The following is a 15209-nucleotide window of genomic DNA, read 5'->3' as shown; positions in this document are numbered from 1 at the left end:
TCATTTATGCCCTATGCTACTGGAATAGTTAGTAGTCATTTCATGAATCATACGGCACAGCTCTTTTATGGACTGATTGTTATTGTTTCAACGGTAGCAAACTGGTTTTTACATAAAGTAATTGATAAACCCAATATAGATCAGAAAGAATTACTTGAAGCTACCGCACAATATAGGAAGTTATTGATACCTGACCTAATAATTAAAGGAGTGGGATTGATTCTATCCTTAATTGTCTATCCTCTGATTATGATGTATAGTGTTTTAATTGCGGCATTTTACATCATAACTTTAAAAACACTATCCGAAAAAAGAGTGAATAACTAAAAAACGGTGACCAAAGTTAGGTGTATTATTTTAATGCTTAGAGACCTAAACTATTTCCCCGTTTAAAAAATATTGATTCAAATTTTATGAAATCAATTAGTAGATATCGTTCTGAAAAGCCCTGATATTACGCTATTTTTAGTCCATCTGAAATCCATACTTTCCAAACCAGGCTTGAAAAAAGCTCGTAAAGCATCACAATTTAGTAAACGTTAAAACTTATTTAAACTTATTGAAAGCATTTCGTATCAAAAATACGGGATGCTTTTTCTGTTCACCCCAAATTTTTGTAACTAGGTGATACTTGAAATTAATACAAATTTGGTTGTTTTTGATAAATCTAAGCAACACTAAATGATGAAGTGAAAGGGGATGAATCTTTGATAGTATTCATTTATTGTGAAATATGATATATTTATTAATTAGATGGATGAATACTTCTAGAGTTAAATATAGCATAATAGGGACAGACTTTTTGGTTTATTTTTGTTTGTAGTCGGATTATGAAAGAATATCCAATATTATGCGATAAGATAGAATGTTACAAAAAAGAAAGGGGATGCAATCCGATGAAGAAAGACAGATTAATTGTATTGACAGATGCTGTTCTAGCAATTATTATGACCATCTTGATTTTAGAGTTAGAAAAACCAACAACACCAAGTCTTGAAGCTTTTTGGGATTTACGGCATAATTTCTTTGCTTGTTTTCTTTCCTTTTTCTGGTTGGGATCGTTATGGATGGCACTAAACACATTATGGGAAAAGGTTGAGAAAATTTCCTCAGAAATTATTTGGTGGAATTTGTTTCTACTCTTGGAGCGGCAGGAGTTCTCTTTGGAGAATTTCATGCCATCCAAGATACCAGTCTGAATGATGTGGTGGACCGGATCTATATAAATGTCAAGGATTTACCGTTTCAGTCCTTGGGAGCTTTAGCTAATATCCTGTCTGATGTTAAGAAGGGACTGATTCAAGACAGTCATATCTGGTCTTTCTTCCAGTCATTTTTCAAACAATATCAGTTGATAATCAGCTTAAATCAGATCTATCAGTTTGTCTATCTTTCTCTGATGGAGATCATGTCCTATCTTCACTTTGATTATTGGAAAAAACGGCTCGGTCAGGAGCTAGTATGAATAAGGAGAACAAATGAGACGTTTAAAAATGTTATGGCATATTATACAGGTTACGGGTTTTACTCGGTTTGCTCTGAGTTTTGTGACCTTTGTTTTTGGGTCAGGAGGCGTGCTTTTCCTAGTTGAACCTGCTATCACAAATTACGGAGACGGTCTTTGGTATGCTTTTGTGACTTCGACGACTGTCGGCTACGGGGATCTCCTAGCTGTGACCTTGATTGGAAGGATTACCAGTGTCTTCTTGACGATTTATGGGCTCATATTTTTTGGCTGTTTATCAGCTGTTATTATTAATTATTATACCGATTTAAATAAGGAAAGAGGAGAGGACAAATGACTGCCAATTATTCAACACGGGAATACCGTGAGAAATTATACGATGACCTTCATGTTCGATTGAGAGATACAGCGATTTTGATGTGTGCAATTTTTATTGCCTCTATCGGTCTAAATATGAATTCAACAGCTGTTATTATTGGAGCCATGTTAATTTCACCTCTCATGACACCGATTGTTGGACTGGGATTCGGTTTAGCTATTTTTGATACGCGTTTAATCAAGCAATCTCTAGAGGTTTTATTGACTCAAGTGTTGGTCAGTTTGCTTGTCTCGACTCTGTATTTCTGGATTTCTCCCTTGTCTTATGCAAGTAGCGAGTTGATCGCACGAACCTCTCCAACCATTTGGGATGTTCTCATTGCTATTGCTGGTGGGATTGCTGGTGTGATCGGTTCAAGGAAAAAAGAAGCAAACAATATCGTGCCAGGAGTAGCCATTGCTACAGCTTTGATGCCGCCTATCTGTACTGCTGGCTATGGTTTAGCTAATGGGAATGTACGATTTTTATTGGGGGCTCTCTATCTTTTCTTGATCAACTGTGTCTTTATCATGCTAGCCAACATTGTTGGAACAAGAATTTTGATGAGAAAATCTCCTTTAACTTCATTTAAAGAGCTGAGCATTAAAATGAGAATTGGCTTGATTTCTTTGATTGTATTGTTGATTCTTCCAGCTAGCTATTCGGCAGTTACTCTGACAATAGAACAAGCGCGCAAAGAAGGGATCAAACAGTTTGTAGGAAAAGAGTTCGCCAATTATACGGTTATTAATCAAGTCTACAAGTCAAGTAACAATGAATTGGTCTTGACGGTTGTTGGAGATCCGATTTCAGAAGAAGAATTAGAAACACTCCACCAAAAACAAGCCTCTTACGGTATTCAATCTGTTCAATTGAAAGTGAATCAAGTTCAGAACTCGCCAACATTAGATAGTGAAGCGACCAAGGAATTTTATGAAAACATTGACAAGTATATTGATCAAAAACTCTCTGAAAAAGATTCACAAAACGATCTCGTAAAAGAAAATGAAGCAGACAAGGATTGAGGACAATGAACTGAATCGGTTTTTACGCCGTGTTTTTCTTGTATCTTCCTCTTTCTTACTTATAGCAGGTTGTTTTTGCTTGAATAAGAAATAAATTAGAAGTTCTATCATCTAAGAAAAATGATGAAAAAAATCATTTAACTAATGGTGTGAACGTTTAGTGTTTATCAGCTCCATTCTCTGTAATTTTGGGGGTAAAATCCACACCATTTAGATAAAATTAGTTGAATTTGATTGGAAAAACGCTTTTATAAAAGCGGAGAAAAGTCTTGATATTACGCTGTTTTTAGTCCAACTGAAATTCATACTTTCCAAACCAGGTCTTAAGAAAGCTCGTAAAGCTAGCCAGTTCTCTAAACGTTAATTCGTTACTGGAATACAGAATACAAACGAAAACACTTTGCATCTTGCAAGGTGTTTTTTGTATGAGAACTGGCGGTGCGCAATTAGGATAGCTCTAGCGACTTTAGTCGCATAGAGATATGCTATGCACAGTTGCCATCCAAGCAAACAAGCGAAGCGATGTTTGATTGGATGGCAACCACTGCACTCAAAACGTTAATCAATACGATTATATCAACGTTTACAGACATTCAAGAATTATCTCTTGGATGTCTTTTTTTGTTTCAAAAATACAAAGTTTACTTCATGAGAATTAATGGGCAAATAATTGTATTTAACATATAGAAATGAAGTTTTTTAGATACTGTTTTTTTAAAGTTAGTTGTTGAAAATCTATATAAAAATTTATGTTTTTGTGATATCCTTAAAGTAAAGAATACCTTTATGAATGTATCAGAGAGTTAAAAATGAAATTAGGAAAATAATAAAAAACTCTGTCAATATTAATTATAAAAATGGAGGTTTTGAAAAATGATAAACTATTACTGTATCTTTCCAAGGATTGATTTTTAAAACAAAATCAAATGACTCTGTAGAGTCTTATGTTAATAATAAAGGTATAATTTTTTATACACTATGGTTTTGTTTAAGACTTTCATTAAAGGTTAAGAATAGAAAGGAGATCTATGATATGGTGATAATATAATAAGAAATAAGATGTTTTTTAAATTACACGAATTGAAATTTAAGCACCTTTGAATATGAACTAATATTATGAAATATATATAGTGTATAATTTTTAGAATAAGACAAAGTAATAATATATGATTATTACTTATAAGTGAGATGAAGATGGAGAGAATTTTTTACTTAAAGCAACAAATTGAACTGTGCCAAAAAAGTTAGTTTTTTTCAGTCTAATTTTTGGAGTACAGTTGAAAGTAGCAGTCTATCAAAAATTCACATAGTAGAAATCACAAAAATGAAGTTGAGTTGAAAATAATATTTTGTCATATAGGGTGTGTAAAAGAATATCATCGATTTTTATTAGGGAGGGAATTATGAATCTTTTAAAAAATGCGTTATTATATAGGCCAATGAAAATAAATTTGTATTTAACGATAATACTAAATATTATGGTCGGAATATTTCTTTTTTTAATATTAAAATTAAATAACACAAATACATTTTTAATAATTATCTTTTTGATGATTTACATTTTAGGTTTAGGATTATTTCTATGGTTCAATTATAGAGATGATACTCAAATTAAATTAAGTGGAATTAAAGATCAGTTTAAGAACAACTCTTCTGAAATATTTTCAAAAAAAAGAATATCTAATTTTTTCTATTGCCTTATATATTATATTGTAAATATTATCATTATAGATATATTTTTTTCAAAAACAATTAATTATTTTAATCCAAAATTAATTCAAATTCTAAGTTATATAAAAGTACCATTTCTGATTCTAGCATTACTTCTTCTTTTGTTTCGAATCATATATGTAATTACAGGGATTTCTCCATTTGTTGTTATTTTTACTACTAGTTTAGTATTATTTATAACTTCATTTATTGGTATTAATAATGCTATATTAGGTTGGACGTTTTTTATGCTGATTTTTGGGACACTGTATAATCAGTTTACAAATATTGATGTGAAATATTTATTATCTAAAGAAGAAAGAGGTGGAATAATACAAAATGAGGATGAAATAAAAGAAAAATTAAATAGAGATAAATATTCGGTACTTTTGTATCTTCCATTTTTATATCTATCTTTATTAATTTCTGAAAATATTACGATGGATAAGACATTTCTTTATATGGTCAATGTTTACACGTCTTCACATTTTGAAAGTTTACCAAAGAGTTATTTTACTCCTTACCTATTTTGTGCTGCTATTTTAAAAATAGTTATCCTTGTTATGATTTATGCTTTATACGAGTTGCATAAAGATATATTATTGGAATATTTGGCTAAGAAAAAATTAGGAGTGTCAAGGCCTAATGATAGTTTATCTATTGACAAGGGAAGATATATCAAGATTAAACTTAGTGGAAATTTTTTTAAAAAGAATTGGGAAATAGATGAGAACGACTATATTAATGTAAAGGATTTAGTAATAATCCAGTACGATTTTAATATGGAGGATAATGGTGAAAAACCAAGCTTAACCACTAAATATTGGTCTTTATTAGAAAAAGACAATCCGATTTATCGTATTTCTAAAGATGTATTAAAAATAAAGTCGGATTTCTTTGTTTTAGAAAATTCAGAAAAAATACAAGCAATAAAAGATAAAGATAAATATAGTGGAAAATATCTATTAACAAAAGTTGATTATTCATATATATTACTATTATCAGCTTTGATTGTAATTATATCTGGATTTTATATTTTCGTTGACAATGATATGATAAAAGGTTGTAGAGGAGTATACTATAATCAAAACATTGAAAATAAAAAGATTAAATCGGATATTATATATTTTGTTGATGATAAAATAATTAATGTTAAGCAGAATGTTCAATATTTCAATTCGAGTAAATCACTTAAAAAGACTTATACAAAAGTTAATCGTTATAAATACGATAATGTTGGTTTGATTATAAAAGATGCTAATGGAAACAAAGTTGGAGAGATTGATAGATCATCAAAAACTCTACTTTTAAAAGATATTGATGGGTGGCCTAAAGAATATATTTTTGATCATAATAACTAACTAAAATTCTATTATTCTTTCAAATGTTAATTAAATTATAACGTAAAAAAAGAGGCATTATTCGGAAAGATATCCTATAAAAAATTGACAAAATTTTATTATTTTAATAATATATAAATGTTACAAGTTCTTGGTTTTTGGCACAGGAAGTGCCCAGAAGGAGGACGAAATAATGAATGTTGATTGGACAAAAGTTATTTTAGCTCTAATTGAGCTTGTAACAATTTCTATTGATTCGCATAAGGAAATTACTCTTGCTAAATTAGCTAATGAAGTAAAGTCGTAGAATTAATAGAGAAACATATAGCATATGAGCTCAGCTCATATGCTATTTTTAGAAAGGATAAGATATGGGAATTGCTTCTTTTGATAATCAAGATTATGAATTAATTTTATCTGATTTAATTGGTGATATTTATTACTCAGAGATTAGTTATGGAAGTAGAATTGTGTTATTAAGAAAGTTGACTGAGATACTAGCTCGTAAATTTTTAGATTTAGGGGCAGGTGAACCGATGGAATTGGGAGATATAACTACCTATAAAAAAATGAAAAGTTTAAAGTAACTGAACAATATAATAAAATTGATAAACTAATAGTTAAAGACTTTGAAAAAACTATAAATAGATTAAAAGAAATCGGGAATAAACACACACATACTTCGAATATATCAAATGCAAAAATTGAAGAGCTAATTGTGGCAGAGAATTCAATATGGGATTTATTTTCATATTTGTTTGTTCAATATTTTTTGAAGTATGATCTGAATTTAAAATCAGATAAAAATGTTTTAACTTTTTTCTCCGCACTACCTCCAGAAATTAGATTTAGAACGTTAAAAAAATTAGTAGAAGTAAAAGATTTTGATAACATTCAATTGTTAGACAAATTTCTTTTATCAATTGTGAAAACTAGAGGGGTTGATGAAGCTAGATTTTGGTTGATCAGTAATCATGAACAGATTCAAAATATGAATTATCCTTCAGAGGAAGAAATTGCTGAGTATGAGGAAGATTTTTATCAAGATGATTTACCCCTTAAATTGAGAGAATATACTAATGTTTATGCTCTGCTAACATCAGTCTTAAATAATACGAACGTTCGTTTAGCAGATCGTGGTTTGTATAAAAATTTTGAGACAGCGATAGTGGTGTATGAAAAATACGATTTAGACTTTTACTTATCAAGTTCAGAAGAACAGGAAAAATTTAAAGATCTTTTAAACTTTTGCTTTATTGGAAGAGCTTCTGTTATTTAGTGTGAGGGATATTTTCTTATTTAAAAACTACTCATCAAAGCTAATAAAATTTTTTTGTTTTAGTTCATAAATCTAAAATTTATTCTCAAACATTAATCTCATAATAAAAACACCCCAAAAGTTAGATTTTTTCTGTATAACTTTTGGGGTACAGTTCACTGTTATCTATTTTTTTTATTAAATCCATTGACAACAAATGGGATTATTGCACCAATTATAGTACCTGCAATTGCAGCAGACGTTGAGGAAACAATTAATTTAGAAGCCTGAGAGATTTCATCAAAATCCAGATTTTCTTCTTCGGCTTTAGATAATACTTCTAATAGCATGCTAGCACGCTCGGCTCGATCAGAGTCAGTTGATTTTAGTTTTTCAATTTCAAAATCAACTACCGTTCGTATTGCAATATAATGAAGTTTGGTTAGTTTACTATTCTTTGTTTCTAAATTACTAATGGTTTGTTTAGTAACTCCAATAAGATTACCTAAATCTGCACTTGTCCAATTTAAGATCTCTCTGATAGACTTTAAATTGTCTTGCAGTATTTGTCTTGTTTTCTCATTTGAGGGATATTTTTCTTTTTTCATTTCACGACACCTACAATTCTGTATTTACATTATAACAGAAATTTGAACCATAAAAAAGCATTGTTTAGGTCAAAATTATAATTTAGATAAAAAATACTTGACAAAATAAAATTAGTGGACTATAATATCGGTATTCTTAAGAAAGTGAGGAATAAAGTTATGATTAGCTTATAAAAAATAAAGTGAATCATATATTTGTTCTAGATTCTGTGTCAGAAATATGACCAGAAGTTTTTTGGGGATAGAGTATATCCTGCCGTGTAATTATAGGAGGAAAGTCATAATGGATTTACAAGTAATATTTAATATTGTGTTGGTTTTTGGACTGATCTATTTAGTTGTTAGAAGATATATTATTGCATCAAAATTTGCAGACTATATGATTAAGAATGGCGGGGAAGAAATTGAATTTATAAAAGAGAACAACTTGAGTTTCTCTGAATGTGTAAAATTGCTTAATAAAAAACATAAAATTGGGATAGTTAATGCATTTTCAGTTGTAAACTGTTTAAGAGAAAAGTAAGCTAATCCTTTAATTTCGTTAATAAAAATAGCCGAAGTCACAGTATTTACCATGGATCAGGCTGAATCTGATAATGTAGAAGCTTCATATACTTGTTTATTAAAAATAGGAGTTTATATTATGTCAAAATTATACGAATGTAGTGAGTGTGGTGAGTTGTTTACCAAGCATGAAATTGATTGGGAAGGTAGCGATGAAAGCTATGAGTCTTATTATTGTCATGACTGTTCTAGGTTTCTAGAGCAATGTGGAATTGATGCAATGGATCCTGATGGATTTGGGTATGACGAATATGGAAACTGGGATTCGGAACGATTAGGATTATAAATACCATAGATAATTATTGCATATACCATTGTTAAGTTAACCATAGAGGATCATAACATTCTGGAATAAAAGAAAAATACAAAACAGTTTTACATTTAAGTAGACAAATATAATAAAAACGGTTACACTATTATTAGTTCAGGATTAAAAGTCGCTGACTAAAATAGTCTATCCAGAGAAATTGAGCATTAAGCTCAGAAGGGGGTAGAGCTATGATCTTGAATGTCACTTTAGACTGGAAAGCAGTCGCGGCGGCTGGACTTTCTGTAGCCTTTATCATTTTGTCTTTGAAGACTGATGCTACTGGAGCAGAAAGAGTACTTACTACAGCAGTGAGCACTCGATTAGGAAATTAGTGATTGCTAAATAAGCAATCACTAATTTTTCATTATATATACTTATTTCATTCATTACATTCAATAGTTTCAGGGAGCGTATCTTTATGAAAAATACAAGTTTAATCTATGAGGAAGTATTATTGAAAAATTGCTTTAACAAATTGAAATCGATTCGTGATGGTTGGGGGTATGAAGCGAATGATAAATTTGGACTGTCCACTATAATAGACATTTATAGTGATGATTATTTTAATTTTGAAAGCATTATGAAATGTACAGAATCTGCTATATTTGAAGCAATACCAGAAATAATTATGTATCTATTTGAAGAATATAAAGTGAACATAAATTGGATTCAAATCTTTGAAAAAGATGCAAAATTATATTCAATTGGAGATGATGAAGAAATTTTTGATTATGTTGATCAAGGCAATGAAAATGTATGTTATGCTTTTAGTTACGAAAATGAACAAAATGAGAAAATACTTTATATTTTTAAGAAATTTGGAATACAAAATAGATTTCCTAAATCGATAATAAAAAAAATAATGCAAGAAAATCATTTAACAAAGTGTTTTCATATTTCATTTATAGAAGACGAAGCTTATAAGGAGATAATTAATCATAATTCTAATTCTGATGATGCAACTAAAGGAACTGGATTGTATTCATTGAAACAAATTTTTAATATGTTTTTTGACTGTGATGAATATGACATATTCAAATCATATACTGAAAAGTTAGCTGAAAAAGTTAAAGACTACTATGGTTTTCAAATAGTAAGGACCTTGACTCAAAACAATTTATATAGCTATAGAAAAGTTATTGAAGATACGATATTAAAAATTGATGTAAGCAAACTAGATGTTAAAAATAGAATTTCAAGTGATCAAAAAGAGATATTAGATAGACATTTTTATAATAATTATAAACTTCTTATTGGTAATAGTGTTTTTGCACAGAGTTTTATGACTGCAGAATGGTTATATTGGTCTTTGCAAAATGTTTGTAATGTTGACTTAACTTCGATTGCTATGGGTTTTTTTAAAGCAATAGAACAATTTCTTTATTATTTTATCAGTCTACATACATTAGAAAAAGATTCTGTTGAAAGAAAGATTTTTACAGGGAGTGGTTGTGAATGCCTTACAGATAATTTATTAAGTGATGAAAGAAAGGTAAAAAACATAAATCTTAATGCTTTAACAAGATTCTTCGGTGACTTTAAAAAGGGTCGTTGTTACGTAAAAAATAAAGATCTGCTAGCTTCTGGAATAAGTGATGAGACTTCCCATTTTATACTAGAAACGCTCTCGGATATACCACGTCTTAGAAATGGTTATTTTCATAAACATAACTTATGTAATTGGAATGAAGTTGAAAATTCTAGAAATTGTACACTTCTGGTTTTCTATTTATTACTGGGAGGATATAATTTTTCAGAGTCAAATCTAAAGGAATTGGGTGTTGTCCAAACAGAGACAGATGGTTTTTATCAACTATGTGAGTATATAAATAACAAGTTTGATAAATTTCCTGATTTTAATATTCCAATATATTACTTTAAGGAAGAATGTGGTAAGTATGATTTTTATTTTGCTGAGAAAGATGACTATATTGAATACTCTACAACTGGTGTACCTAAATATTCGGGAGTTTATTTCAGAAGGGCAGATAAAGTTAAATATAAGTTTACTAAGTCTAATATACCTTATGAAATTTGGGAAGGGACCTTCTCCATATGTAAAAATGGAGAATTAAATATGATTCCATCAGGACCCCAAAAAATGATTTATAAAAATGGTGATTTTTTCTTATAAAAATCATCAGAGGTTTATTTCAAATTAAGTTTTAAGCTTGATAAAGAATTTTGAAAGATTTAGATGCTGTTTTAACCTCTACCTTTTTTTCTACTATTTTTCAAAAACAGGAAAGAATACTAGTATAATAAGGTTTATAAATAGACTATTTATTTTTTACAGAACTAAACTATTCCCCTATTTTAAAAATATTGATTCAAATTTTATGAAATGAATAAGTAGATATCGTTCTGAAAAGCCCTGATATTACGCTGTTTTTAATCCAACTGAAACTCATACTTTCCAAACCAGGTCTTAAGAAAGCTCGTAAAGCATCACAATTATCAAAACGTTAATCAACACGCTTATATCAACGTTTACAGACATTTAAGAAATTTCTCTTGGATGTCTTTTTTTGTCTAGCTAAATTTTACAAATTGGGCAATTTAGGTTACTCAATAATATAAAAAAGATAAAAATTTAAAGTTCGAATTTTAATTTTAAAAAAAGTAATTATTATTGAATATCTGTTCAAACATTTTTTCTTTTCTAAGGTTAATATAAGTATATATACTTTAAAAAAGGAAGTCAAACATCTTGCTCATAGATTTTTGCATTTTTAAAAAATACATTTTGTCATATAATAATGTGGAAAATTGACGGATTCCTTAAACAATCATATAATATGAATATGTAAACCCTTACATACTATTCTACTTATACTTGATAAAATGCAAGTTCTTGAGAATCTATAAATATATAGACACTCTTCTATTTATAAAGTGAAATAAAGAATCACGGAGAAAGTTTATGGATATTAAAGAGACATTCAACCAGCTAGACAATACAAAATTTAATGATTTCAATAATCGCCTTGAAGGTTTTGAGAAACTTTTTAAAGACAAATATTATTTTACCCATCCCGAAGATTTTAGCTCAATCTTTAGCATTTTGGTAAAGTATGGAAAAAGTACAAGTAAATATATTTTATCGAAAGGAGAGATATATGAGTGAAATAGTTATTAATGCTCAGAATTTATCTAAAAATTTTTATAATTTTGATTCAAGACTCCCATTTATCAAGAGATTTTTGAAACGTAATCAAATAACGATTCGAGCTGTTCAAGATATTAGTTTTACGATTAAGAGAGGGAGTATAGTTGGCTTTATTGGGAGTAATGGAGCTGGTAAATCCACAACGATTAAAATGTTGACTGGGACTCTTTATCCTAGTTCCGGAAAATTAGAAGTGAATGGAGAAATTCCATTTAAAAGAAGTATAAATTTTAGAAAAAAAATTTCAATAGTAGTAGGAAATAAATTACAGTTATTTCAAGATGTTTCGGCTATGGATTATTTTCAATTGATTGGTACTTTATATGAGGTAGAACCGGCGATTTTACAAGAACGAATTCAGGAATTAAGCAATTTGTTGAATGTAAAAGATCAGCTTTACCAGCAGGTCCGGACCCTCTCTCTTGGACAAAAAATGAAAATGGAGTTTATCGCGGCATCTTTAACAAGTCCGGAAATATTATTTTTAGACGAGCCTACTATAGGGTTAGATATACAGTCTAAAAAAGATATCAGAACATTTTTAAAGAAAATGAATGAAGAATGTCATACTACTATTATTTTAACGAGTCATGATATGGATGATATTTCGTCTGTTTGTGACGAATTAATCGTCATTGACAAAGGAAAAATTATTTTGCAGGAGTCAATGGATGTTATTTTATCTAAATTTTCTGATTTTAAATATTTAAAGATAAAAATGACATTAGATTTGGTACCAGAGTTATGCTCTGTTAAAGGAGTAGTAGTCATTTCTCAAACAAAATCGGAATGTATACTAAAAATACCTAGAGATTTTGTCTTTGAGACATTAGAATCAATCAATAAGCTTGTAGATATAGAAGATTTTGAAATATCAAATCTTTCTTTAGAAGAAATTATTTTACAAAACTATTTTACAAAAAAGGAGCACAATTGAAAAAAGAAATGTCTATTATTCTGATATCATTTCGATCTATTTTGAACTATAAATCAAGTGTACTATTGTTAATGTTACAGGCAAGTATACAAATTATGATATCAGTATTTTTATGGACGTATATATATCAGAGTAACCAGATAAATATAGCAGGATATGATTTTACCTCAATGGTTCAATACTATTTGGGGACTATAATTTTTTCATATTTTGTTTTTTATCCAGTTGATTGGGAAATCAATGACGATGTTCATTCAGGAAATTTTTTTAGCATATTAATAAAACCTGTTACTTTTTATAAGTATTATTTTTGTAAAATGCTTGGAGATAGGCTTGCTCATTTATTATTTATCATCATTCCTGTCATTTTATTCTCCAGTGTTTATTACAAGAATGAGTTATTAACCATTGAAATTCTTATTTTAGGAAGTATTGCAATTATTCTATCTATGGTTCTATGGTTTTTAATATCATGTTGTGTAGGTATGCTTTCTTTTTGGTTAGAAAATATATTTTTTGTCCTTACTGTTAAAGAAATAGTAATTCAGTTTTTATCAGGAATATTATTGCCTTTAAGTTTTTTTTCAAATAATTTTCGTCTGTTTTTAGATGTATTACCTTTTAAATACTTAGTATATGAACCGCTTCAGATGTTTAGTAATGATACATATAAATTAATAGACTATTTGAGAATTATTTGTATTCAATTGATTTGGTGCATCATTTTTTATATTATATCAAGATTCATATTGAGAAAAGGAGTGGAGCACTTCTCAAATGTGGGAGGATAAAATGTTTAGAATAAAAGTAATTTTTAGGCTACTTCATTTTGGTTTTAAATCTGATATGAATTTTCATTTTGACTTCTTTTGTGGTCTATTTTCGTCGATACTGTGGATTGGTTTACCTATTGTATTTTTTAGATTGATTTTCTTAAACATAGACTCTTTTAATGGTTGGGACTATTATCAAATTTTATTTTTGGTAGGTTCCTACACTATTGTAGATGGAGTTATGATGGGATTGTTAATTAGAAGTATGGGAATTTTAGAATCAGATATTTTGAGTGGTAACTTGGATCAAATTTTATTGAGGCCGTTTGATACTCAGTTGTTCTATATTTTTAGATCATTTAATTTAGTTCAATTCGTGAATACTTTTTTTGGTCTTGCGATCATTTTTATAAGTTATGGAAATTTAAATGTACATTTAAATTCATTAAAAATATTATTTTATATCCTTTCTTTAATGTGTGGTTGTATTATATATTATTCAATTTGGTTTCTAATAACGATTAGTTCATTTTGGTTCCCAACTAAATTTTCAAAAGTAGATGTATTTTTGAATTATATTGGAATTTCTAAGTATCCATATAATATTTTTACAGGTATTAACAGATTGATCACTATGTTATTTGTTCCCAATTTATTAATTGCCAATCCTGCAGTATTAATATTTTTAGGGAAAGATACATTGAACCTATTTTTCTATCAAATAGTTTTTACAGTTTTTTTGATTATTATCAGTCGTACAATTTTTAGAAAAGGATTGAAAAAATATGAAAGTGCAGGAAGATAAACAATGTTGTTCAGTTATATGTTTGACTAAAGGAAGTGATTCGCTGTACTTTGTTTTGTGGTCATTGAAACATCAGATAATTATAAACTATAATTTAAAGAATAGTATTATTAACTTATAGGTGCTAAGAAAAAATTTAAAGAAATTCCCTCATTCAATCAAACTTATTCATATTTTTTAAAATAAGAAAATAGTTGGATTTTGATGATGGTTGATATAAAGCTAAACTGAAAGTACCTGAAATCCAACTGTGTCAAACCAGGTTTTACGAAAAGTTTTATTTGTACCAAAAATGACAAAGCATCCAAAACCTTTTCTCCATCTCTACGGTAATTCATTGACCTTCCGTTATCCTCGAATATTGTCTTCTAACGCCTAGGAATGAACGGAGATTTGACCAGATAGTCCGATAATTTGACCACTTATCTAAATTTCCTTGTCACTCTTGCCTCTGTTTGCTATAGTAGTATTATCAAAAGAAGCTAGTCTTCTGATAACATTACAAAAAGAGGTAGTATCATGAAAAAATTAATTGGTTTTGGATTTATCCTTGCAGCTCTCGCCGTCATCACCTTTAGTATCATTGGTTATCCAAAAATAGATGCCAATCTTTGGCCCTTGGTTCCAGTCGTCTTGTTTGCTTTCTTTACGCTTGAAAATGCACTCAAGAAAGACTACAAGTCCAGTTTGATTTGTGCAGTGATTGGCTTTATCATTGCCAATGCCATCTATGATCTTCTTCCGATTTCAAATGGGGTTGTGATTACTGCGGGGGTCTTAGCTTGTCTTGGTTTAGGTTTTCTTTTTCCAGACGCACCAAAAGAAAAATAATGCTTCCGATTATATTCGCTCTAGGAGAGTGGGACAGAAATCGGTAATTCGTTAGA

General features: G+C 29.2%; 17 protein-coding genes and 2 pseudogenes. 18 read left to right on the top strand and 1 reads right to left on the bottom strand.

Going from position 1 to position 15209, the window contains the following annotated elements:
• From ABT997_RS09245 to ABT997_RS09210, 9 genes and pseudogenes are all read left to right on the top strand, one after another.
• Nucleotides 1–327, top strand: a pseudogene (locus ABT997_RS09245) (TMEM175 family protein); the annotation flags it as partial.
• Nucleotides 328–435: 108 nt separating this feature from the next.
• A pseudogene (locus ABT997_RS09840) lies at nucleotides 436–543 on the top strand (30S ribosomal protein S9); the annotation flags it as partial.
• Between the two features lie 353 nt (nucleotides 544–896).
• Complete coding sequence (locus tag ABT997_RS09240) at nucleotides 897–1199, top strand: TMEM175 family protein (protein ID WP_350019208.1); 303 nt, start codon at nucleotides 897–899, stop codon at nucleotides 1197–1199.
• Entirely contained in the window at nucleotides 1124–1465 is a 342-nt protein-coding gene (locus ABT997_RS09235) for a hypothetical protein (RefSeq protein ID WP_000397556.1), read from the top strand. Before ABT997_RS09240 ends, ABT997_RS09235 begins: the two co-directional genes overlap by 76 nt.
• A 13-nt stretch (nucleotides 1466–1478) precedes the next feature.
• Nucleotides 1479–1802 carry a potassium channel family protein gene (locus tag ABT997_RS09230; protein ID WP_001253404.1) on the top strand — a complete coding sequence of 108 codons (324 nt, stop codon included), beginning with the start codon at nucleotides 1479–1481 and terminating at the stop codon, nucleotides 1800–1802.
• Nucleotides 1799–2848: a DUF389 domain-containing protein gene (locus ABT997_RS09225; protein WP_000126416.1), complete on the top strand. Its 1050-nt coding sequence runs from the start codon at nucleotides 1799–1801 to the stop codon at nucleotides 2846–2848. Before ABT997_RS09230 ends, ABT997_RS09225 begins: the two co-directional genes overlap by 4 nt.
• Nucleotides 2849–4251: 1403 nt before the next feature.
• Nucleotides 4252–5919, top strand: coding sequence for a hypothetical protein (locus ABT997_RS09220; RefSeq protein WP_350019207.1), 1668 nt, complete (start codon nucleotides 4252–4254; stop codon nucleotides 5917–5919).
• A gap of 350 nt (nucleotides 5920–6269) precedes the next feature.
• On the top strand, nucleotides 6270–6485 hold the full coding sequence (locus tag ABT997_RS09215; RefSeq protein ID WP_350019206.1) for a hypothetical protein: 216 nt from the start codon (nucleotides 6270–6272) through the stop codon (nucleotides 6483–6485).
• 131 nt (nucleotides 6486–6616) lie between these two features.
• Nucleotides 6617–7177, top strand: coding sequence for a hypothetical protein (locus tag ABT997_RS09210; RefSeq protein ID WP_350019205.1), 561 nt, complete (start codon nucleotides 6617–6619; stop codon nucleotides 7175–7177).
• A gap of 161 nt (nucleotides 7178–7338) precedes the next feature.
• On the opposite strand, the gene ABT997_RS09205 is transcribed toward ABT997_RS09210, so the two are convergent.
• Nucleotides 7339–7764, bottom strand: coding sequence for a helix-turn-helix transcriptional regulator (locus ABT997_RS09205; RefSeq protein ID WP_350019204.1), 426 nt, complete (start codon nucleotides 7762–7764; stop codon nucleotides 7339–7341).
• Between the two features lie 283 nt (nucleotides 7765–8047).
• Here ABT997_RS09205 and ABT997_RS09200 point away from each other — a divergent pair, with 283 nt between their 5' ends.
• From ABT997_RS09200 to ABT997_RS09160, 9 genes are all read left to right on the top strand, one after another.
• On the top strand, nucleotides 8048–8287 hold the full coding sequence (locus ABT997_RS09200; RefSeq protein WP_070590686.1) for a hypothetical protein: 240 nt from the start codon (nucleotides 8048–8050) through the stop codon (nucleotides 8285–8287).
• A gap of 120 nt (nucleotides 8288–8407) precedes the next feature.
• Entirely contained in the window at nucleotides 8408–8614 is a 207-nt protein-coding gene (locus tag ABT997_RS09195) for a hypothetical protein (protein ID WP_070590689.1), read from the top strand.
• A gap of 212 nt (nucleotides 8615–8826) precedes the next feature.
• Nucleotides 8827–8970 carry a hypothetical protein gene (locus ABT997_RS09190; RefSeq protein WP_176745969.1) on the top strand — a complete coding sequence of 48 codons (144 nt, stop codon included), beginning with the start codon at nucleotides 8827–8829 and terminating at the stop codon, nucleotides 8968–8970.
• 86 nt (nucleotides 8971–9056) lie between these two features.
• Nucleotides 9057–10772 carry a hypothetical protein gene (locus ABT997_RS09185; protein WP_350019203.1) on the top strand — a complete coding sequence of 572 codons (1716 nt, stop codon included), beginning with the start codon at nucleotides 9057–9059 and terminating at the stop codon, nucleotides 10770–10772.
• 789 nt (nucleotides 10773–11561) lie between these two features.
• Complete coding sequence (locus ABT997_RS09180) at nucleotides 11562–11765, top strand: hypothetical protein (protein ID WP_003010127.1); 204 nt, start codon at nucleotides 11562–11564, stop codon at nucleotides 11763–11765.
• Nucleotides 11758–12744, top strand: coding sequence for an ABC transporter ATP-binding protein (locus tag ABT997_RS09175; protein WP_003010129.1), 987 nt, complete (start codon nucleotides 11758–11760; stop codon nucleotides 12742–12744). The genes ABT997_RS09180 and ABT997_RS09175 overlap by 8 nt, the downstream gene beginning before the upstream one ends.
• A complete protein-coding gene (locus ABT997_RS09170; RefSeq protein ID WP_003013825.1) occupies nucleotides 12741–13535 on the top strand; it encodes an ABC transporter permease in 795 nt (264 codons plus the stop codon). Before ABT997_RS09175 ends, ABT997_RS09170 begins: the two co-directional genes overlap by 4 nt.
• A gap of 1 nt (nucleotide 13536) precedes the next feature.
• Nucleotides 13537–14322 (top strand): ABC transporter permease, encoded by a 786-nt coding sequence (locus ABT997_RS09165; RefSeq protein ID WP_003013947.1) that lies wholly within the window; start codon nucleotides 13537–13539, stop codon nucleotides 14320–14322.
• 519 nt (nucleotides 14323–14841) lie between these two features.
• On the top strand, nucleotides 14842–15153 hold the full coding sequence (locus tag ABT997_RS09160; protein ID WP_006594989.1) for a hypothetical protein: 312 nt from the start codon (nucleotides 14842–14844) through the stop codon (nucleotides 15151–15153).
• Nucleotides 15154–15209 lie beyond the last annotated feature (56 nt).

This window comes from Streptococcus australis (genome assembly GCF_040226615.1).
Lineage (GTDB): Bacteria > Bacillota > Bacilli > Lactobacillales > Streptococcaceae > Streptococcus > Streptococcus australis_E.
Note: the sequence above shows the minus strand (reverse complement) of the source record. Positions and strands in the feature narration are given on the sequence as shown.

Bases quoted from the DNA above. Each gene is read 5' to 3' on its own strand.
- ABT997_RS09240 (WP_350019208.1), top strand. From the start codon at position 897: ATGAAGAAAGACAGATTAATTGTATTGACAGATGCTGTTCTAGCAATT.
- ABT997_RS09230 (WP_001253404.1), top strand. From the start codon at position 1,479: ATGAGACGTTTAAAAATGTTATGGCATATTATACAGGTTACGGGTTTT.
- ABT997_RS09225 (WP_000126416.1), top strand. From the start codon at position 1,799: ATGACTGCCAATTATTCAACACGGGAATACCGTGAGAAATTATACGAT.
- ABT997_RS09220 (WP_350019207.1), top strand. From the start codon at position 4,252: ATGAATCTTTTAAAAAATGCGTTATTATATAGGCCAATGAAAATAAAT.
- ABT997_RS09215 (WP_350019206.1), top strand. From the start codon at position 6,270: ATGGGAATTGCTTCTTTTGATAATCAAGATTATGAATTAATTTTATCT.
- ABT997_RS09205 (WP_350019204.1), bottom strand. From the start codon at position 7,764: ATGAAAAAAGAAAAATATCCCTCAAATGAGAAAACAAGACAAATACTG.
- ABT997_RS09200 (WP_070590686.1), top strand. From the start codon at position 8,048: ATGGATTTACAAGTAATATTTAATATTGTGTTGGTTTTTGGACTGATC.
- ABT997_RS09195 (WP_070590689.1), top strand. From the start codon at position 8,408: ATGTCAAAATTATACGAATGTAGTGAGTGTGGTGAGTTGTTTACCAAG.
- ABT997_RS09190 (WP_176745969.1), top strand. From the start codon at position 8,827: ATGATCTTGAATGTCACTTTAGACTGGAAAGCAGTCGCGGCGGCTGGA.
- ABT997_RS09185 (WP_350019203.1), top strand. From the start codon at position 9,057: ATGAAAAATACAAGTTTAATCTATGAGGAAGTATTATTGAAAAATTGC.
- ABT997_RS09180 (WP_003010127.1), top strand. From the start codon at position 11,562: ATGGATATTAAAGAGACATTCAACCAGCTAGACAATACAAAATTTAAT.
- ABT997_RS09175 (WP_003010129.1), top strand. From the start codon at position 11,758: ATGAGTGAAATAGTTATTAATGCTCAGAATTTATCTAAAAATTTTTAT.
- ABT997_RS09165 (WP_003013947.1), top strand. From the start codon at position 13,537: ATGTTTAGAATAAAAGTAATTTTTAGGCTACTTCATTTTGGTTTTAAA.
- ABT997_RS09160 (WP_006594989.1), top strand. From the start codon at position 14,842: ATGAAAAAATTAATTGGTTTTGGATTTATCCTTGCAGCTCTCGCCGTC.